This is a genomic window from Rhodococcus sp. UFZ-B548 (assembly GCF_903819475.1).
Lineage (GTDB): Bacteria > Actinomycetota > Actinomycetes > Mycobacteriales > Mycobacteriaceae > Rhodococcus_F > Rhodococcus_F erythropolis.
This window is the reverse complement of sequence record NZ_CAIJDS010000081.1, coordinates 1-17,493: the sequence shown is the minus strand read 5'-3', so window position 1 is coordinate 17,493 and position 17,493 is coordinate 1. Positions and strand designations below refer to the sequence as shown.

19 protein-coding genes and 6 pseudogenes are annotated in these 17,493 nt (G+C 60.5%); 14 read left to right on the top strand and 11 right to left on the bottom strand.

Going from position 1 to position 17,493, the window contains the following annotated elements; genetic code table 11:
• From H7C86_RS34925 to H7C86_RS34915, 4 genes and pseudogenes are all read left to right on the top strand, one after another.
• Positions 1 to 1,280, top strand: a pseudogene (locus H7C86_RS34925) (hypothetical protein); the annotation flags it as partial.
• Positions 1,222 to 1,506 (top strand): hypothetical protein, encoded by a 285-nt coding sequence (locus H7C86_RS37740; protein ID WP_259349406.1) that lies wholly within the window; start codon positions 1,222 to 1,224, stop codon positions 1,504 to 1,506. The pseudogene H7C86_RS34925 and the gene H7C86_RS37740, both read left to right, overlap by 59 nt.
• Entirely contained in the window at positions 1,482 to 2,198 is a 717-nt protein-coding gene (locus tag H7C86_RS34920; RefSeq protein ID WP_259349405.1) for an Imm52 family immunity protein, read from the top strand. The genes H7C86_RS37740 and H7C86_RS34920 overlap by 25 nt, the downstream gene beginning before the upstream one ends.
• A gap of 48 nt (positions 2,199 to 2,246) precedes the next feature.
• The gene (locus H7C86_RS34915) at positions 2,247 to 3,164 is read left to right on the top strand and encodes a hypothetical protein (protein WP_241896163.1); all 918 of its coding nucleotides are present in this window, start codon (positions 2,247 to 2,249) and stop codon (positions 3,162 to 3,164) included.
• Positions 3,165 to 3,354: 190 nt separating this feature from the next.
• On the opposite strand, the gene H7C86_RS34910 is transcribed toward H7C86_RS34915, so the two are convergent.
• Both H7C86_RS34910 and H7C86_RS34905 read right to left on the bottom strand, forming a co-directional pair.
• Positions 3,355 to 4,320, bottom strand: coding sequence for a barstar family protein (locus H7C86_RS34910; RefSeq protein ID WP_182263306.1), 966 nt, complete (start codon positions 4,318 to 4,320; stop codon positions 3,355 to 3,357).
• Positions 4,298 to 4,492 (bottom strand): transposase, encoded by a 195-nt coding sequence (locus H7C86_RS34905; RefSeq protein ID WP_182263305.1) that lies wholly within the window; start codon positions 4,490 to 4,492, stop codon positions 4,298 to 4,300. Before H7C86_RS34905 ends, H7C86_RS34910 begins: the two co-directional genes overlap by 23 nt.
• A gap of 386 nt (positions 4,493 to 4,878) precedes the next feature.
• Here H7C86_RS34905 and H7C86_RS34900 point away from each other — a divergent pair, with 386 nt between their 5' ends.
• Positions 4,879 to 5,298, top strand: coding sequence for an SMI1/KNR4 family protein (locus H7C86_RS34900; protein WP_182263304.1), 420 nt, complete (start codon positions 4,879 to 4,881; stop codon positions 5,296 to 5,298).
• Positions 5,299 to 5,451: 153 nt separating this feature from the next.
• Here the strand turns inward: H7C86_RS34900 and H7C86_RS37735 are convergent, their stop codons facing one another.
• The 3 genes and pseudogenes from H7C86_RS37735 to H7C86_RS34880 all read right to left on the bottom strand — a co-directional run bounded on the left by H7C86_RS37735 (position 5,452) and on the right by H7C86_RS34880 (position 6,994).
• The gene (locus H7C86_RS37735; RefSeq protein WP_182263308.1) at positions 5,452 to 5,646 is read right to left on the bottom strand and encodes a hypothetical protein; all 195 of its coding nucleotides are present in this window, start codon (positions 5,644 to 5,646) and stop codon (positions 5,452 to 5,454) included.
• Positions 5,647 to 6,241: 595 nt separating this feature from the next.
• Positions 6,242 to 6,394 (bottom strand): annotated as a pseudogene (locus H7C86_RS38125) (CHC2 zinc finger domain-containing protein); the annotation flags it as partial.
• A 444-nt stretch (positions 6,395 to 6,838) separates the two neighbouring features.
• Positions 6,839 to 6,994, bottom strand: a complete 156-nt coding sequence (locus tag H7C86_RS34880; RefSeq protein ID WP_182263303.1) for a hypothetical protein — start codon at positions 6,992 to 6,994, stop codon at positions 6,839 to 6,841.
• A gap of 58 nt (positions 6,995 to 7,052) precedes the next feature.
• Between H7C86_RS34880 and H7C86_RS34875 the strand changes: the two genes are divergently transcribed.
• The 4 genes and pseudogenes from H7C86_RS34875 (at position 7,053) to H7C86_RS34860 (ending at position 10,176) form a co-directional block, all read left to right on the top strand.
• Entirely contained in the window at positions 7,053 to 7,313 is a 261-nt protein-coding gene (locus H7C86_RS34875) for a ribbon-helix-helix domain-containing protein (protein ID WP_182263302.1), read from the top strand.
• Positions 7,310 to 7,546, top strand: a complete 237-nt coding sequence (locus H7C86_RS34870) for a toxin (protein ID WP_021343281.1) — start codon at positions 7,310 to 7,312, stop codon at positions 7,544 to 7,546. The genes H7C86_RS34875 and H7C86_RS34870 overlap by 4 nt, the downstream gene beginning before the upstream one ends.
• Positions 7,547 to 8,407: 861 nt before the next feature.
• Entirely contained in the window at positions 8,408 to 9,262 is an 855-nt protein-coding gene (locus H7C86_RS34865) for an SMI1/KNR4 family protein (RefSeq protein WP_125461327.1), read from the top strand.
• A 197-nt stretch (positions 9,263 to 9,459) separates the two neighbouring features.
• Positions 9,460 to 10,176: pseudogene (locus tag H7C86_RS34860) on the top strand (IS6 family transposase).
• A gap of 255 nt (positions 10,177 to 10,431) precedes the next feature.
• On the opposite strand, the pseudogene fdxA reads toward H7C86_RS34860, so the two are convergent.
• The 3 genes and pseudogenes from fdxA to H7C86_RS34845 form a co-directional block, all read right to left on the bottom strand.
• Positions 10,432 to 10,757: pseudogene (gene fdxA, locus H7C86_RS34855) on the bottom strand (ferredoxin).
• 12 nt (positions 10,758 to 10,769) lie between these two features.
• Positions 10,770 to 11,057, bottom strand: a complete 288-nt coding sequence (locus H7C86_RS34850; RefSeq protein ID WP_080910981.1) for an aldehyde dehydrogenase family protein — start codon at positions 11,055 to 11,057, stop codon at positions 10,770 to 10,772.
• A 437-nt stretch (positions 11,058 to 11,494) separates the two neighbouring features.
• Positions 11,495 to 11,794: an XRE family transcriptional regulator gene (locus tag H7C86_RS34845; protein WP_241896166.1), complete on the bottom strand. Its 300-nt coding sequence runs from the start codon at positions 11,792 to 11,794 to the stop codon at positions 11,495 to 11,497.
• A gap of 658 nt (positions 11,795 to 12,452) precedes the next feature.
• Between H7C86_RS34845 and H7C86_RS34840 the strand changes: the two genes are divergently transcribed.
• From H7C86_RS34840 to H7C86_RS34830, 3 genes and pseudogenes are all read left to right on the top strand, one after another.
• The gene (locus H7C86_RS34840) at positions 12,453 to 12,641 is read left to right on the top strand and encodes a hypothetical protein (RefSeq protein ID WP_125461328.1); all 189 of its coding nucleotides are present in this window, start codon (positions 12,453 to 12,455) and stop codon (positions 12,639 to 12,641) included.
• Between the two features lie 752 nt (positions 12,642 to 13,393).
• Positions 13,394 to 14,147, top strand: a pseudogene (locus tag H7C86_RS34835) (MBL fold metallo-hydrolase).
• A gap of 348 nt (positions 14,148 to 14,495) precedes the next feature.
• Positions 14,496 to 15,011 (top strand): hypothetical protein, encoded by a 516-nt coding sequence (locus tag H7C86_RS34830; protein WP_019749908.1) that lies wholly within the window; start codon positions 14,496 to 14,498, stop codon positions 15,009 to 15,011.
• Between the two features lie 149 nt (positions 15,012 to 15,160).
• Here H7C86_RS34830 and H7C86_RS34825 read toward each other — a convergent pair whose 3' ends face one another.
• Entirely contained in the window at positions 15,161 to 15,325 is a 165-nt protein-coding gene (locus tag H7C86_RS34825; RefSeq protein ID WP_157902096.1) for a hypothetical protein, read from the bottom strand.
• 202 nt (positions 15,326 to 15,527) lie between these two features.
• Between H7C86_RS34825 and H7C86_RS34820 the strand changes: the two are divergent.
• Positions 15,528 to 15,686, top strand: a pseudogene (locus tag H7C86_RS34820) (helix-turn-helix domain-containing protein); the annotation flags it as partial.
• A gap of 443 nt (positions 15,687 to 16,129) precedes the next feature.
• Here H7C86_RS34820 and H7C86_RS34815 read toward each other — a convergent pair.
• Complete coding sequence (locus H7C86_RS34815) at positions 16,130 to 16,630, bottom strand: recombinase family protein (RefSeq protein ID WP_259349404.1); 501 nt, start codon at positions 16,628 to 16,630, stop codon at positions 16,130 to 16,132.
• On the opposite strand from H7C86_RS34815, the gene H7C86_RS34810 reads away from it, so the two are divergent.
• On the top strand, positions 16,631 to 16,858 hold the full coding sequence (locus tag H7C86_RS34810) for a response regulator transcription factor (protein ID WP_019749911.1): 228 nt from the start codon (positions 16,631 to 16,633) through the stop codon (positions 16,856 to 16,858).
• Positions 16,859 to 17,072: 214 nt separating this feature from the next.
• Here the strand turns inward: H7C86_RS34810 and H7C86_RS34805 are convergent, their stop codons facing one another.
• On the bottom strand, positions 17,073 to 17,435 hold the full coding sequence (locus H7C86_RS34805; protein ID WP_259349407.1) for a DUF1214 domain-containing protein: 363 nt from the start codon (positions 17,433 to 17,435) through the stop codon (positions 17,073 to 17,075).
• Between the last annotated feature and the right edge of the window lie 58 nt (positions 17,436 to 17,493).

The window sequence follows — 17,493 nt, the reverse complement described above, 5'->3', positions numbered from 1 at the left end:
AAACCCAGGAGCCGATCACTTCGAACATCGGCGGGCAGGACTACACCACAGAACCCGCTGTCACCGACGTCTCGTTCACGGACGAAAACGGAACCAACTGGTCGGGCACACCCTCGAAGGTGCCGAACGTGTGGAGCTGGACGTACACCGACGCCCAGGGAGAAGTACACGACCTGCAGGTCACCTACGACGAGCAGGGACGCCCCTACCAGGTTTTCGACCATTCCAACTCGGTGCTGTCCTTGTACGACTGGAGCACCGGCGAACCAGTTCGGATAGGCGACGCGCAGCATCTGGACCCCGGTGTCGCTTACGATCAGCCCTACACCGACGAGGTCATGAGCTTCGTCGTCCCACCGCTGCGCGGGGCCCGTCTGGCCGTCGGCGCGATCCGGGCCGAAGACCTGATCGTCTCGAACCGGACAACACCCACCCGGCCCCCGACCAGCGCACCGGCTGTTCCTGCGCAGAGTGTTCCCCGGCCGGGTGCAGTGCCACCGCGCGGCATACCCGTCATCGACGGCACCGTTCCACCTGCCGAACATGACCAACCCGCGATCCCTTCCGTGAATGAACCTGCACGCCCGGATCCCACGATTCCGGAACCCTCGCAACCCGCTTCGCCCGGCGATCCCGACCGTGGCCAGTGGGAACCATCCACGCCGGGTGAGATTGGTGATCCAGGGCCGAACCTGACACCAGGGATTTCTACCCCGAATGTTCCCTCGCCAGGTCACGTCGAGGAACCGAGTGTGCCGACTCTGCCCGATGTCGGTCAGGTGCCGGTGAATCCGGATGCTCCCGGCGCTCCGCTGCAACCTGGCCCACCGGAATTCGACCCCTTCGCCACCGATCCGAGCACCATTCCCAGCCCTGGCGTCATCGAGGATCCGACGCAGCGACCCGCGGTCACGATGCCCCCTACACAGCCTGACAGCCCGGAAGGACCAGGGGTTGAACAGGATCCGTTGTGGTGGATGCCGTACGCACGAGAAAAACCACCGCAACTCGCGCCCGGCGAAACACCGCCGGACATCGTGAAGGTCGAAGGAGTCGGCCCGTTGGATCTGCGTACGTTGCAGTCCAGGATCATCGGTGATCGGGATAGCACCGATGTCGGGGTGTGGGGTGAAGCGAAGGAAGGTGACCGATACGACGCCGCTCTGAAGTTGAAGCCGTATCGGGTGTTTCAGGAACTCGTCACGTTGGTGGTTCCCGGACATGAACGTCATCGTCGACGCGAAACACATCTACGAGTTCATCTTCGACCGGAACGGTGAACCTCGCCTCACAGGGTGGTTCGCTGATACCTGGCGAGTGAAGTGGCCTGATACGGCACGGGCGCAGCTTGCTGCCCTCGCACAAGCTGGCATGGACGCGGAGCTCGTGTGGGTGATGCTCAACGAGCAATATGCTGAACTCGCCAGGGAAGGTTTCGAGCAAGCAGATGTCGTCGGTGTGACGGTGGAGACTATTACGCAATGGCTGGAAAGGACGGGGCGATGAGCATAGTCGGGCGATGGCCGACAGTGATCGGATATTGGGGCACGCGGGTGCAGACGAGTCAGGAGGTGGCGCAGACGATGCGGGCCTTCCTCGACGACCTGGAAGCGATCGACCCGGATTGGGCATTGCCGTGGGTGAATACGAAGCAGCGAAGTCGAGGTACTGCGGATCTCAGTGTGGACGGGTTGGTGCGAATCTTCGAGCACTCCCGCTCCGGGGAGATGGGATACTCGGATACCCCGGGGCCGGGCTACAGCATCAGTTTGTCGCCGGAAGACGGAACCGCGCGGGCGATCATCGCCTGGGTCGGCGGCGTGGAAACCAGTGCACCCAACAGTGTTCAGGTGGCGTTGCCGACGGAAAAGGATGTTCCCTCCGAACTGCGACGGTTGCTCGACCCAGGCATCGGAGACGCGATCATGAAAGTGATCGTCGAACATTGGGAACCGGATCGGGCTCGATGGAGCATCGGCGACTACAGGAAACTTCAGAATCGGTCGAAAGGCGAGGTCGAGGTGGGATGGGAGACGTACTTCCATTCCGGAATCACACTCGATCGCAGCATGCTGCCCCAATCTGCGGTGGTAGAGGAACTGCCCACTGGCACGTTGATCCGGCTGGGAGACAAGCCAATGGAGGTCGCTGCCGCCGACATCGTGGCAGTATGCGCAGCGTTCGGGTATCCGGTGTAGCGCCAGAGCCTGTTCGGATTGGCCGATCGTCTTCGAGTAGGAGTGACGTTGTCTGCTTCATCTTTACGTCGCGATCCGACGTCCGGATTGACCTTGAAAGTCATGGCGCGAAAGGGGCCGCCGGAAGCCGAATCGGTCACCGCAGTGCTGGCAGCGCGGTCACTGCAGTTCCTTCGAGAGCTTGACCCGGTCTTCGACGTCGACATGTATCGCTCCGTGAGGAATGACCTTCCCGACGGCGTCACGGTCGAGCAGGCTCTGGCATCGAATGGTAGACGGATCCTCACGCCTCAGACAGAGGCCTCCCTCGAGGCCGCAATGATCGAGAGCAGAAAGTCTCCTGATGCCGCAGGCGGGATTTACCCACTCTCATTCGGGCATCAACTCAGGTTGTTCACCGACAACGGAAACATCGAAATTCTCATCGGATTCGGGGGTACGGCAGGAGCAGGTTCCTTACTTTGCACCTTCATCTGGCCGTACCCAGGGGGCTTCGCCGATGAATCTCTGATCTCACTGTCATTGAAACTCGTCCAGGCCATGGCCGATATCTGGGACGCTCCCACGGCCGTGCTCTACCGGGATGCGGAGCTCACACCTCAGTACAACGTGCCCGGCGACGCAACGGTGGGCAGTTGCACCTACTTCGGCCCTGAGATGCCGATCAACGAAACGCAGATCCCACCCACTGTCGAAGCTTTTCCGTACAAGAAAGGAACGATCGGCATCCAGCGTGATCCACGCGCCCCGTTGGTTGCCGACGATATCCGAAGCATCCGTGCAGCGGCCGGCCTGCTGACCGAACGACCGGAGGTTCGCCTCCAACGTCCCAGCGTGGGCGTCCATGACAGGTGGACACCAATCTGGCCACCCAGATGGAAAGGCGCGGTGGAGGGCGGCGCGTCGGATTTGAGCACAATCGGCACCTTTAGAAACCGCTGTGTCATGACTCCATCACATGGTTGAGCACTGGTCGATCATATTGCCGGGTACGGTAGCTCGACTCAGGAACGATGACCGGTACATCGCCGCCGAAGCTTCGCTGACGCGTGCGGGCTCCCTGATTGCAGGTTCGCAACATCGCGTCATGCTTCTTTCTCACGAGCGCGTCAGAATCCTCACTCCGGTCACTATCCGTTACCGGATCGGGGACCAGTCACGGATCCACTTGCCGGTTACCGTTCGGGAAGTCGGCCAACTCCTGATATTTTTCGAACGCGGCTTCCTGATAGCCGATGTTGTACAACGTCTGTGACATCTGCTCGAAGAGCATGCCCGCCCGCTCGACGGCGCGAAAGATCTCTTCGCCGAGCGCCATGGCATCCCCCACGCCGCGGACACCGATGAAGACGACCCAGAATTGCTGGCCGGGCTGTCGCCGTGCACCGGGATGTTCTCGGTGGAAACGGACTGAGTTCTCCGGTACGAGTGCGGGATCGAGAATCTGCCACCGCCCGATCTCGCCGAGAACGGGTGCGACCACCTTGTCGAGCACGGACACATACCCAGCAGCCTCATCGGACGTGGCATAGATCCGAAACCCGAATTCGAGCACGTCAGCTTCCTCGAAAGGAACCGGCGGGTCCGGAGGTGTATCCCACACCGTGCCCTCGTAGACGTCGACATCCCCGACCTTCCCGAGATCCGTCGCAATTGTCTCCACCAAGAACAGCATCAGATGTCCGTAGAGAGCCGCCAGACGCGCCTGCCTTGCGAAGATCTCCAGGATGCTCCGGCCGGTCCGACGGTCGATGTGCAGCAGCACGTCGAAGTCCGCGATCGCAAGGACAGTTCCCACCGTCGCAGGGTCGCTGCCATAGCTGAAGCTCGCGACATCACTGAGGACATCGTTGAACGCATCCAGGTTCTTTCCGTAGTAGTCCGGAAACGACAGTGATGCTGCGAACGCGGCGTGCATGTCCTCAACGGAAGTCCATTCCTGAGCCTCGAGCTCATGCACCAGATAGCCGAGGTCTGTGAGTCGTGTGCACGCGCTGTCGAGCTGGAACCGAGTGGCGTACCGGAACACGAAACCCGACTGCAGAAGCGTCCAGTCGAAACCTTGCCGCTGCTCGTCGAACAGTTCCCGCTCAGTCGGATCAAACACCACCCTGCGCGCCATCCACCGAGCGTATGCGTATCCGATCGCGGTCGGGGACGTTGTCGACGAGCGTCGCCAGATCCGCTTCGTCGTTCGCGACACGGCGGGAGAACAATTGCGTTCCGTCGCTGTCGATCACCACGCAATGGTGGTGGGTTTTACCTGCCTCGATGCCTGCCCATAGTGGTTTCATGGGTTCCCCTTCGGCTCTCGATTCGGTTGACAGACCTGGTGGACGACCTCTCCGTCGTGTCCTTACACAGCGATATAGTTCGCATCTCTCAATAAGCGGTCGAGTCGTCGAGAACACCGGGCGGCCATTCTCCTTCAGCCATGCGCACAGCAGAAACAAAAGAGCCATACCCGGCGTTCCCAGGCAGCTCCGAACCTACAAATATTCGCCAAGTACCGCCCAGCAAAACGGTAAGGAAACAAATAGAACGCTTTTCCAGACGGAGCGAAGCGGAGTTCTCTTCGGGGGACACCGCAGGCGGCCGGGCCGCCGGGCAGGAGGATGCAATTGGTGATCCGACCGAGCGGGGTGACCTAGTGTCCTGTGCCGGTAAGTAACCTTCCGATATGGCTCTCGGAAACGGGCTGGTCGCTCGCATCGAGCGGACCGTGGACTTCTACGGTCCCGGCCGTCCGATTCCGGCAGACGAGCTTCACGCGGAATTGCATGCGCTCGACATCGTCCCGGACAAAGACTTCACCGAGTTCGTGGGGCGTTGGGGTGGATGCTTCGTGGGCGTGTCAGTGCACGCATGGGACAACGCCGAGCTTATCGGTCGTGAGACATGCATCGAGCTGACCATTGAGGCGCGTGACGCATACGGTGCCCTCATCGACGGGGTGGTGTTCGCTGACGACGGGTCGGGGAATCCGATCTGGATCGCTGCGGACGGAAGCGTGTGCTTGGTCGACCATGACAACGGGAACACAGTTGTTCGACTGGCGGCCAGTTTCCGCACGCTGTTGGAGGAGAACGTCGACGACTGACTCACGAAGGCATCCGCGCGATGTCGGCCGCCCCTCGGCGCCCTCGCGGGCTGCATGTCCGCGGTGGTCGCCCCAACGACCGTACCGGTCGCCGAGTGGTGTTTGTACATGCAGGGCCGGTGAGCGTACTACTCACCGGCCCTTTTGGTGCGTTCACGAGGTGGCAGGCCCTTCGGTGACGGCGTCGGCAGTCACGAGCAGGTCGATCTCGACGAGATTGGTTCCGCCGGCATCGGTGACACGCACGGTTACTCCGGCCAGCCATTGGCCGTCGTTCATTTTCGCCCAGAATTTCAAGGCTCCGTCGAGGTATCCGGACATGTACAGCGCGGACGTTTTCACGCGCATGCTCACATGATCAGCGCGTGATGCTCCCCCACGTCCGAGCGGGAGCGCCCGGGCCGATGTCGACTTTCACTGCCCGCGGCTCGTCGAATGTCCTGATCACGGGTGGTCGGGCCAGCATTCGGTCCAATGGTCGGTGTTGATCACTGTGCTGCCCGGAGCGGCGACGTCGCGGCGAGAGTTCTGTCGTCGACAGTGCCCCAGCGGAGCTGTCCGCTCTCGTTGGAGATCTCCATGCGTCCGGTGCGTAATTGGACCCTTCGCCGGCGGCCGCGACGTCGAGCCGAACGCCTGTCACCCGCCCTCTCACCGCAGACAATCCTGAATACCCGGCGACACGGGACGAGATCCGCAGATCAGTGCCATCCCGTTGTCCTTCTGCGACGATGAGGAGCGATCCCCTACTTCTTCACTGGGCTAACCGAGACCTCTGAGTCGCAGGCGAAGACGCCGGGGACGATACAACTTGCGTCGAGCGACCGTTCCAATATCTAGGGCAGTTGCACAAAGGTTGGATGTTCATGAACGGATCGGACTTCAATGCCGCAATCAGCGGAATGACCCTGCAGGACGGCAACACTGCGCCGTGACACTGCTCCTACGTTGGTTCGTCGTCCCGGCAGTGGGTGCGGTAGCCGATGCGTACAGCGGCAATCACCACAGCGGAGTTGAAGTCGGCCTTCTCCGCCAGCATCAGGAAACCGAAGATACCGCCGGTCTCATGGCAGGAAACGCAATGGAATAACTGCGACTGAACACGAACATCGAAGTTCGCAGCGCGGTCTCCGTGAAACGAGCAGTAGCCCTTCTTCGCGTCGCGCCCACTCCACTGAGCTTCGTAAACTCCTCAACGACATCTGCCAGCGAGGTCCGTTCCCGAATCGCAGTCAGTTCCCCGTCAGGAATGCGTGAACTAGTCACGCACCCGAACCTAGACGGCTGAACGAAGCTGCACAGTACAGCCACATTTTTCAGTCACTACGCAGCTATCGACTAAAGCATGAGCGTCATCGGTTCCCTACTCAGGCCCCGTCTTCCGGCCTCTGAGGCCTTGGGTGATGTTTCCGTAACATCGAGCATCAAATACAGCTTGATTTCTCGGACAACCGTCCGTGCCGCAAGACAACGCCCTGCCTGTGTTCGACCCGATAACTCGCCTCGGCTGGCTGACTCGGTCAGCAACCAGATGATCAGGTCATGGCCGGTCCTGCAGCAGAACCCAGAACATAGGACCGGCGTCCCGAACGATGCCGGCCATCGTGGTGCCGCCCTGCTGCGCCTCGCCGACGCATCCCGATGCACTCCAGACGGGTAGGGACGGGATATTGGCTATGGACGCCTGTGATGACACACCGGACCCGGATCCGGAACGATATTCACCGCCACAATTTCGTATTACACTAATAGCTATGACTGACGAAACGATCAACGATCAGCCCGTCACCGACAACATGATCGAAGAATGGGCAAACGAAGCCGAAACCGGCTACGACGTCGAAAAGCTACGCAAACGCGGCCGGCCCGCCCTCGGAGCCGGGCCCGGCGCAGTAGTGCCCGTACGGATGGACGCCGCGTTGCTCGAAGCGTTGAACGCCCGCGCAGAACAAGAACACGTCTCCCGATCCGAAGCGATCCGAGAAGCAGTGCGTGCCTGGACCCAGGTCGCGTGAAAGCCCACAAATCCGCACTCAAACACGGAATCAGCGAAGACGCCGGCATCTACGCGGCAGAGCACCACGTGTACGTCGCCGACTTGGACGACGACAACCCCGCCCGCCAATTCCGGCTGGGCTTCGACCCGAACGGACGTCTCCTGGAATTAGTCGTGCTGCGCTTCGACAGCGGAAACGAGCTACTCATACACGCCATGAAGGCCCGACCTCAGTACGTCGATCTCCTGTAATCGATCTCGTTCGCGAGCGCGACGCAGGGAAGTCGACCTGCTCGCCGGTACGACGAGGACATCGCCATCAACGCTCGATGATCGCAGCCTCCACCGACACAGGTGCGTTCACCTCCACCGCCCCGTGCCGAGAACTGGCACCACCGACCGTTCTCACCATCAGTGGGGCGACATGCAGCTCACACGACATCTCTCCCCCCACGACACTGAATATTCACCCCACACCCGAAAGTTGTTCAGTGACATGACAAATGAATACCCAGATGCCGGAGAGGTAGCGCTCGACGACAGCCGCTTTCGGCGCTGACCCCGTCAGCTCTATGACGACGGCACTGAACCCGATCCACGACTCAGTCTCGCCAACGAACCCTCCTGGCGCACGAGCACCCGATCTCAGATGCCACGCCTGCTGTTGCTGGATTTCTGTATTGCCACGATGTACTGAGGCGGGTTGGGTTCGCGGACGACGATCCGACAAGCAACTTCAAGATCGCCTCAAAGAGGTTGCCCCACAAGACAATTATAAATAACTTCTGTCAAGCACGACACGAAGGCCGTTCCCACCTCCCGACCAACACGCGACGCGGGACCAATCGCTCCGAACGCGAACACTACGAATACGGACCACGTCACTGCCCGTGCCGCCCCGACCGGCTGAGACAATCCCCGGAGACAGACAGTCGGTTTCCATTGTCGAATGAAAGGGAGCACTTCGTGACCTATTGGGCGGTTGCTCGGCCAGACTCGGGTTCCGGTGAGGTTCTCGTACGCGATGGTTACGTCGTCGGTGACGATGCCGCGATCGCGCAGATCGCAGACGTATGTGTGCAGTTTGCTACGGCGGAGGACGGTTCGCGGCCGATGATCTGGGTGTCGTTGGGAAGCGCGAACGCTCGGGTATCGGGCTTTGGTGGCCAGAGTCTTGACCGTACTGAACTCGAAGCCGAGATCCGCCGGTGTGTCACTGAGGAACAGAACGCACAGCGCCGCGCCGCTGTCGAGGCGATGATCGACGGTTCTTCGCACGCGCGAAGAGCCGCGCATTCAACGCCGGCGGGTTCAGTTCGTGATCAGTGGAACCGGATCACCGAGTGGCTGCGAGTCCACTTTCCCGGCATGACGATCACTGGAGCCGAGCGCGACCGTGTGGACGCCGCGATCGAGAGAACGGGACAAAGCTGGCCGGCCGAGTTAATCGAGCTGTACACCTTGGTCGACGGAGTTTCCGACGAAAGGTTGCTGGGGTTGCTCCACCGTTTCGCGCTTCTCACGTTGGACGATGTCCTCTGGTATTGCGAATCGTCTATTCAGATTGGGGACGAGAGTGCGCGCTTGTTCGGCGATGGCCCCGTTGAAGGCCCCACCGACGCTGGATTTCAAGCCGACACCTTCCTCCCGGATTTCGTGCCTTTCGCAGGGATGGACGGCAATTTCTTGTGCGTCGACACCCGCCCCGGCCCCATGCACGGTTGCGTAACCGAATTCGACAAAACCGGGGCAGACGAACCCGGACCCCGTTGGGTCTCAATCAGCGCCATGCTGACTGACCTCGCCGACAGTCTGACGACCTCGCAAGCATTCGACGACGGGTGGTACTGGACGAGCGTCAATGGAGCCCTCGAATGGGAATCTGACCGCACGTGGCGACTCAGACAGCTTGTTAAAAAAACATCTTTCGCGGCCTGCACGCGAGGGGCCCAATTAGGGCAACTCTGAAAGAGGCCAACTTCGAGAGCGGCTGCGCGACTGCATCCCACCCGTAGGTTTCTTCGTCCGCTCCATCCGGGTGCTTCCGAAGATCACGCGCGTGGTGACAGAATCGAACAACTGACGGCTACGCGAGGGATATACCCTTGAGGGCACAGTCACGTTGTTGCGCACGGCAACTGGGAGAATGAGGAATGGCGACCCCAATGCCGTCGGATAAAGGTCGCTGCTACCCGGTCGAGATCATCAACGGCTGCGTGTGGCTGTACTTTGGGTTCCCGCTCAGCTTCCGTAAGTCGAGGAACTCATGCTCGAAGGCGGTGTCGTGGTCAGCGATGAGACGATCCGGCGGTGGTACGCCAAGTTCGGGCAGGCCTACGCAAACCAATTGCGACGACGGTGGGCGCGACCCGGTGACAAGTGGCACCTCGACGAGGTTTTCATCCCAATCAGAGGCCGGGAACATTACCTGCGACGGGAGGTCGACCAGCACGGCAACGTACTCGAGGAACTGGTCCAGCCCCGACGAAACAGGAACGCCGCCAAGCGATTCTTCCGTAAGCTACTCGAGCGGGCTTGCGCTATGTGCCGCGAGCAATCGTCACCGACAAGCTCGGCAGCCCCCAAGTGGCGCACCGCGAGCTGCTGGCCTCGGTCGAGCATCGCCGATCCAAGTACTTGAACAATCAAGCCGAGAACTCGCATCAACCCGCCAGGCAGCGAGAACGGGCCATCAAACGGTTCACATCGGCCCGACACGCGCAACGCTTCCTGTCCGTCTTCTCGGGCTATCCGCCTTCTCGGGTATCTCACCGCATTTCCAATCCTGGCGACACAGACTCCCGGCGCCCGAATGGCGTACCGAGATGACCCACCGGTTCGCGGTCTGGCAGGAAGTCACCGCGACCGGTGTTGTTGCGTGAAAGCGAACGGGCCAGTGGCATCCTGTAACCGACCGCACTAAACATGCTTCGCTGCTTCACTTTTCGATCAACGTGACAGTGCCGTCGCCAGTGTCATCGACTGATCCGAAACCGCGCAGGGCGATCCCTTGTCCGAACTGGCAACATCGACCCTTTGCCACCCGGAACATCTCGACGACGTTGTCGAAGGCTACGGCGCTGTCGTCGACCGCGAGGTCATCCGTGCCTGGTGGACATTAGGAGATAGGGATACTCCTATGCCTGATGGGCAGCTACTTCTTGCAGGGGAAGTGCTGCAACGAGAGCTGCATCAAAGGACATTGGCCCCCCGAGCTGCCGCACCCTTCGGAGAGCCTATGTCAGTGAAGAACTCGGCATTTGCGCTGACATAGCCGGCCCAGAGGTCAGGCAGATCCTCTTGCTTCGACAGGACAAACCGATTCGCAGGCCCCACAGTCGATGCACTCCCCCGGGTGGATATACATTGATCGCTCACCTTCATAAATGCAGTCAACGGGACAGGCCTCCACACACGACCGGTCCAGGACATCCACGCAGGGAAGTGCAATGACGTAGGCCATTTTTCACAGCTCCTAGACACCCGTATAGATGGTCTTGCCCCAGGAGAAGAACTCCAGCGCAGTGTGGCCCTGTTCCCGGAAGGTGTTTGTCGATGAATCCCCGATCCCGCCGAACGGTACGTTCAGATCCAACCCCGCAGTTGGTCGGTTGACCTTGACGACCCCGGCTTGGGCGCGCTGGGTGAAGTCGGTTGATCGAGCGAGGCTGTCGGTGCAGATGCCTGCGGTGAGGCCATAGGACGAGTTGTTGATCTGGGCAAGCCCCTCCGCGTAGTCGGGGACTTCAAGAACCGCGACCACGGGGCCGAAGATCTCGTCGGTAACGACGGGTCGTCGTTGGATACATTGGTAATCACCGTCGCTTCAAAGGCCTGGCCGTTTGAGTGGCCACCCTGCACCACGTTATCGGCAATGAATTTTCGCACTTGGATCGCACACTCGAAGTACTATCTGGCATTTTGAACGTGGAAATTGGATATCATTTCATTGCTGCGGCGATTCTGAGTGGTCAGTTCGGCCGCGCAAGGCCTGCCCTCCGGCTGTGCACTCGCCGGGGGTGGGTCTCTCCAAACGCTCACGCCGCCACGTTGAACCGTAGGCACTATGGACGCGCTGGCGACGCGCCTGCCTGATACTTAAGTACCGTGTGCAACCGCCAAGCGCGGTTCGGCCCCATACTCGAGAAGTAGTATCCCTCGTGCACGTTCGCCTTTGCCGGCTCGGCGTGCGCGGCCCGCCTAGGTGTAACTGACGAACACTGTGGGCGGGCCATCCGGCGAATGGAGAACTCCGTCCACCCGGACAGGAATCGGCGGCCCTGCCAAGTCTCCGGCAGTCCGGCGCCGAATCTCGTCGAGAATCTGCTTGTTCGACAATTGCTGCAGCGACTTCCGTGTGGGCGACAACGGCCGGTTCTCCTCTTCCGTCATGAACCCGGTGGCGATCAACACTTCCTGCACAGGCGCATCGAACAACGCTGCGACGCGCCGCAGCACCTGCGGGGTCGGGGACCGCGAGATCCTTGTCCACTGACGCATCTGGGATGGATACACACCGAGCGCCCGAGCTGCTTCCTCTGGGCTTTCATAGCCGCGGGCCACGATCTGGTCTCGAACCCAAGCTGCGAATCCTGAAGCCTTGGGCGTTATTTTCCCACGGAATCTCTGAACATTCGCGCAGCGAAACAGTTCGAGAGTTTCGCGCTCGGATCAGTTATCCCCATGCGTTGTCCATGATTTGGGGATAGTTCAACACTCAAGTATCTGTGACTCCGCGAAGACTGGTATCGGAACCCTCGGATCCGTAGATTTTCCTCGGCGGCATCGCTCGAACCCCCAAACTTCGAGTATGGCGTAGCCCTGCCGACGCGATCCCCCGGACAGTCGGCAGGGCACCACAAACGGTGCGCCGCTTCCGCCTCGGTTCTCGGCGCACCCCGGGCCGCCAGCGTGCTGATCACACACTCGCTGGTGGCCCTTCTAGCAACACCCCTGGATTTCGAAATGCCCGACGAGACTGAGGTTTGGCATTCCCCTCATGCGTTATACAGCTGCCGCGGCAGCTCGATGTCGGTAACACGGTCAGCCACGCCGCCCAGTCCCGAGCTGGCAGCTCTCGCCTCGACTGCGCCGACAAGATCTTCCGCGGGTCGGGCCCCGGACGCCGAGAGTTGTAGTAGCTGATGAAAAACGGTGCATGCTGCACGCAATGCCGACGCTGCAGCAGCGCGGTTTACAACGGCTCATGGATCTCGCCGGCCGAACGGCTGAGACTGCAGCAAGATCACCGAAGTTCCTGCCTGCGGATGTCATTCCGATCCGAGAGTCGCTCTCGACGTCGTCTCGGGTTGCCACTGCGAACTCACACATCACGCGCCCCGCCTAAATGCGACAGAGGGCGAAGTCGGAGATGAAAAGGCCCCGAAGTTACGATACGGCTACCGTTGCAGGTATGGTCGGATTGTAAACGTATAGCGATACTGTTGTTCGTTTACCAGCCCTGACGGTCCCCTATCTTGTGTGGCCGTCAGGGCTGCCTTGCCACGGAGCACAGAAGGCCGAATCTAGTTACCCTCGGCAACTACCTGCGGCAGGAAGCCCGTCGTATCTAGCACACCTCGAAACGGAGATGTCGTGAAACGAAAAGCACTGCGCCTCATAACTGGAGCTCTCGTCATCGCCTTCGTAACCCGATCACTCGGTTCGGTGGCCACGACTCAGCCCTTCGGCGTACCTCTCGGGCACCGCCTCGTCCGCTGAAGACATAACAGAGCCCACCCACGCAGCTTCGGCCTGCCGACAATCCTGCTGACCCTGATGAGGCCGATAGTGCGGTCGTATGTTGTCGAATCGTGCGTGCCTGCGGGGATGCTCGTTATATAGGCTGTCGGTGCTGAAATTCTTTGCCCCGGGTACCACCGAAAGAAGTGCCGCTTCGAACGGCCACTTGCCGAGAGGCGCACGACGGGCACCGACCCTGTGAAGTCGCTGGACACCCTTTTCGGTGACGGCGGCTACGTCACATCCGGGGCGGTCGGTGTCGCCCAGGGCCCGAATCGGGGTTCGCCGGGTAACCTGGGTCGTTCGGTGAGAGCGAAAGGAGCGCTGAGGGCTTCACCGCCCGGATACCTTCGGCGGATGCGATCGCCTGACTTCTGCGGCTCGTACCGTCGCTGTATCGACTCCGTATCGACGGTGGGCCGGCGCACCTGCTCAACTGCTACCTCTGGCTAAACTAAGACGGCGTGACGCTCGCCGATACAGGATGGCCGGACAGCGCCGCCCTGATCGGACAAGCGCTGTCCGCGCTCGGTAGGGACCGCACAGACGTGAAGCGGATCGTGCTTACTCATTTCCACGACGATCACGCAGGTTCCGCCGCTGAGATAGCGACATGGTCCACCGTCGAAGTTGTAGCAGGTGCAGATGATTCAGCATTCGTATCCGGTACCGAGAGCGGACCGATTCCCGAACTGACAGATCTTGAGCGAACGATTCACGCCGACAGCAACAAAGCACCGCACGGTCCTGCCTGTCGTGTGGACCATGAAGTCCGAGACGGGGACGAATGGGACTTCGCGGGCGGGGCCCGTGTCATCTCGGTACCAGGGCACACCCCGGGAAGTATTGCGCTGTACCTGCCAGAGCCCGATGCGGTGCTCACCGGTGACGCAGTGGCCGAGTTCCACGGACAGTGGCCGAGTTCCACGGAGAGGTGATCCTCGGCGTCTTCAACACCGATCGCGCACGTGCGGCCCGCTCGCTCTCGAAACTCGCCGCCACGAAAGCACACATCGCAGGATTCGGACACGGTGAAGCCGTACTCACAGACGCCTACAAACGGATACAGTCCGCGACCGATCCGTTCGCGGCGGACGTCATGTTGGAATGAGGGAAAGTGCTCCAACGCGCGACGGGCACCGACCCGGTGCAGCCGCTGGACGCCCTTTTCGGTGTCGGCGGCTTCGCCATATACAGGGGCGGTCAGTGGCGTCCGGGGAGGTCGACCTCGCGGATATACAGTATTCGCAAGGTGCTGTATTCCGGCCGACGATGGACACTCAATCATGCGCCAACGTAGTCAAGACCGAACTCAGTCGACAAAGATGCGAATGTCGTCGGAATCGACTCGACGTCGACGAGGGGTGAATCATGACTCAACCGGAAACGATGTGCGAGCCGATCGTGATCGGATTCCTCTCGCCGTTTCTGCACGAAGACGCGGCCGCGAGGTTCGCCCATGAACACCAAATTCGAGCAATGGTCGGCCCACGCGCGCACTCCCGAGACGCGGACACGCATCCGCCGCCTGGCCGTATTGGAGCGCATCTTTCATGTACTGGGCGTCGTCGGCGTGTGCGCGTTCGTCGTCATGCTGGCCATCAGCTGGTACATCACCATCTCCGGGGAGGGTCCGTGGTGGATCTGGTTCCTGGACATCGGAGTACTGCTGGCGTCGATCTTCCCCTACTTCATGACGCTGACCAGACTCGAGACGGCGATGTACGCCGACGGCGAGGAGTCGGTCGGCACCATCACCTCAGTGGTCATCGACCCACACAACATCTCCGACAGTGAAGCTAGCTACCACGTCACGATTACGGCGGAACACCCTGAAGGTGGCCACATTCGACGTGCCACAAGCGTGCCCACGAAACCCAGACGCGGGGACCGGGTCCGCTTCCGCCACAACACCCGAAAACCCGACGATCTCCACGACATCCTGTACATCGGATTCGAGGAAAACGATCCGTAGACTCGCTCTCGACGACCAACCGCGAGCAGCAACTGCGAATGCGAAACCCCATCTCGCTTCCACAAGGATCTCAAACCAGCACCCGAACCTAAAAGCGAATTCAGGTCGATCAGGCAGTCACGGACGTCACCGAGAAAATTGCTCCAGGGTTAATGCTGCATGGGACCGTTGACGTGGAGCGAGTACGGAGGAACCTTGATGCGGGCGCGGTTCAGGCCCAAGCTCGATAGAGCTTCTCGGCATTCGATGTACGGATGGTCGATGATCTCGGTTCCGTCGACGTCGAGGACGTCCCCGCGTTGAGCACACAGCACGGGACCCACTTTCCGCGCGGACCGGCTGGATGACTGACAGATCCACGATGATCTCGCCGGGTGGCACCGACAACCCAGCGCAGCATCGAACGCGAGTTCTGGCGAGGTAACGACGGACTTCACCTCGGAGTGCGCAGCTGAAACGGTGGGCGTGTCTCCTGCGGTCGGAGCCCATCGGTTCCGGCAGGGTGTCGGAATGGCGATGACCGAATTGCCCGATCCGGGTGGGCAGTACGTGCCGTGTCCTGAGCTGGAGCAGCTAGCGATTCCCGCGGCACAAGTGGTTTGCGTGCGTGAGATCGCGCGCAGTCTCGGCCGGGATCCGTCCACGATCTCGCGTGAACTGCGGCGCAATGCTGCCACACGAGACGCCAAGCTGGAGTACCGAGTGTCGGTGGCACAGTGGAAGGCTGAACTGCTGGCCTGGCGGTCATCCGAAACGGGTGACGCCATATCGTGGCCTCCCTGCAAAACTGGCTCGAACACAGGGTGTCTCGACATGTTAGGGCGATCAAGGTGACTGCTCCGATTCGCTACCAGTTTCTCATTGACGGTGACGTGTTGACACGGGTGAGCGGCATCTTTCCCAATATGCACGTGACACCAACCTCCAGCGGATGTACGAGCCTGCACGGTCCCATAGCCGACTACGTCGAAATGAGGAGCATTATGGCTCGATTGGACTCGCTGGGGCTGACCATCGCCGAATTACGCAAGCTCCCAGACTGATCGGCCCTCACTCGACTGACTGGTGAGCGTCCGACACCAAGTGTCGAAGCTATGGCATCGAGGCTTTTACCTTGTTCACGGAGGGCGCGAGCGAGTGCGGAGCGTGTGGGGGGTCATGACGGTGGGCGGCTTCGAGGCGGCGTGGGCGCGTTCGACGATCATGCGCCGTTCCATTTGGGCGAGAGCTGCCATGATGCGAAAGAGGAATTCGCCGCCTGCGGTGGCGGTGTCGAATCCTTCTGCGAGGAAACGGAATGCAATGCCGCGTTCACCGAGGTTGTGGACGGTGTCGATGACGTGGCGGACGGACCGTCCGAGGCGATCGAGTTTCCACCCGACGAGGACATCGCCGTCATTCTCGCGTAGGTAGTTCAGGCATTCGGCGAGCTGGGGACGCGGCGTATTGGAACCGGATTCGTGGTCGGTGGAGAAGCGGATCGCTCCGGCTCGTCGGAGTGCGTGCTGCTGCAGTTTGGGATTTTGTTCGAGATCGAGATTTTCCGATTCGAAATACGAGAATGATAAATTACCTTGTGGCGCAACTATTTCCAACTCGACGAGGACTTCGCACGCCACGTGCGGACATCACTAGTCACCCCGGAACCCCCGCCAGCACTCCTGACACACAGCGAACAGAAAGTACTGCCAAAGCTCACCTCTGGCGATACCACCGAAGCCATCGCCGCTGACCTGTTCGTCTCCGTCAACACCGTCAAAACCCACCTGCGCGGAATCTATCGAAAATTCGACGTCAACACCCGCCGTGATGCCGTCCTCGTGGCACGCCGATACGGCCTCGTCTGAACCGGACACCAGACCTCCACCCCACCTGCCGAACCACCACTACACCCATCGACTAAGCGCCCCGCACCGAGCAACACGCCCCCTCTAGTGCTGCTAGATTCCATGCCACACACACCTACCACGCGACTGAGAGTTCCTCCTCTCACACCTGCCCGTTCGGGCTAGGTCACATACCGCGCAATCGTCGACAGACCTCGACCACCGAACACATGATCTAGGCGGGCGTGATGTCACCAAGCTTCCACGTTCGATCGAAATATGGTTCGAGAGGTCCGTAGAAGCGGAAATACGAGAACCAGTGCCGACCCGCAATGGTCTGAACCCAATTGGATTCCTTCCCTTCCGGAGCAGTCGGTCCATAGAAAAGATCTACCGAACCGTCCTCGTTGACAACAAGATCGGCATCTCGCGAGCCACGGTCGCCTCGCCCTTGCTCGTTGTCGATCAGGCACCGCGTGTCGATCGAGTAGACCGTCGCAGACCAGAACAGTTTTGCCGGGACATCGGCAGGTACGTGGAGTGTGTAGCTGTTTCCGCCGTCCAACCAGTGACCGTCAGCGTCGGAGTAACTACCCAGATATGAGGTTCACCCCGAAAAGTGGACAGTGGTCACGCGGCCATCGAGGTCGCGGTCA

Coding starts and splice junctions, on each gene's coding strand:
- H7C86_RS34920 (WP_259349405.1), top strand. CDS start 1,482: ATGGCTGGAAAGGACGGGGCGATGAGCATAGTCGGGCGATGGCCGACA.
- H7C86_RS37735 (WP_182263308.1), bottom strand. CDS start 5,646: ATGCGCGTGAAAACGTCCGCGCTGTACATGTCCGGATACCTCGACGGA.
- H7C86_RS37740 (WP_259349406.1), top strand. CDS start 1,222: ATGAACGTCATCGTCGACGCGAAACACATCTACGAGTTCATCTTCGAC.
- H7C86_RS34865 (WP_125461327.1), top strand. CDS start 8,408: ATGATCTGGGTGTCGTTGGGAAGCGCGAACGCTCGGGTATCGGGCTTT.
- H7C86_RS34910 (WP_182263306.1), bottom strand. CDS start 4,320: ATGGCGCGCAGGGTGGTGTTTGATCCGACTGAGCGGGAACTGTTCGAC.
- H7C86_RS34875 (WP_182263302.1), top strand. CDS start 7,053: ATGACTGACGAAACGATCAACGATCAGCCCGTCACCGACAACATGATC.
- H7C86_RS34845 (WP_241896166.1), bottom strand. CDS start 11,794: ATGCGTCAGTGGACAAGGATCTCGCGGTCCCCGACCCCGCAGGTGCTG.
- H7C86_RS34830 (WP_019749908.1), top strand. CDS start 14,496: ATGAACACCAAATTCGAGCAATGGTCGGCCCACGCGCGCACTCCCGAG.
- H7C86_RS34900 (WP_182263304.1), top strand. CDS start 4,879: ATGGCTCTCGGAAACGGGCTGGTCGCTCGCATCGAGCGGACCGTGGAC.
- H7C86_RS34840 (WP_125461328.1), top strand. CDS start 12,453: ATGCTGCACGCAATGCCGACGCTGCAGCAGCGCGGTTTACAACGGCTC.
- H7C86_RS34905 (WP_182263305.1), bottom strand. CDS start 4,492: ATGAAACCACTATGGGCAGGCATCGAGGCAGGTAAAACCCACCACCAT.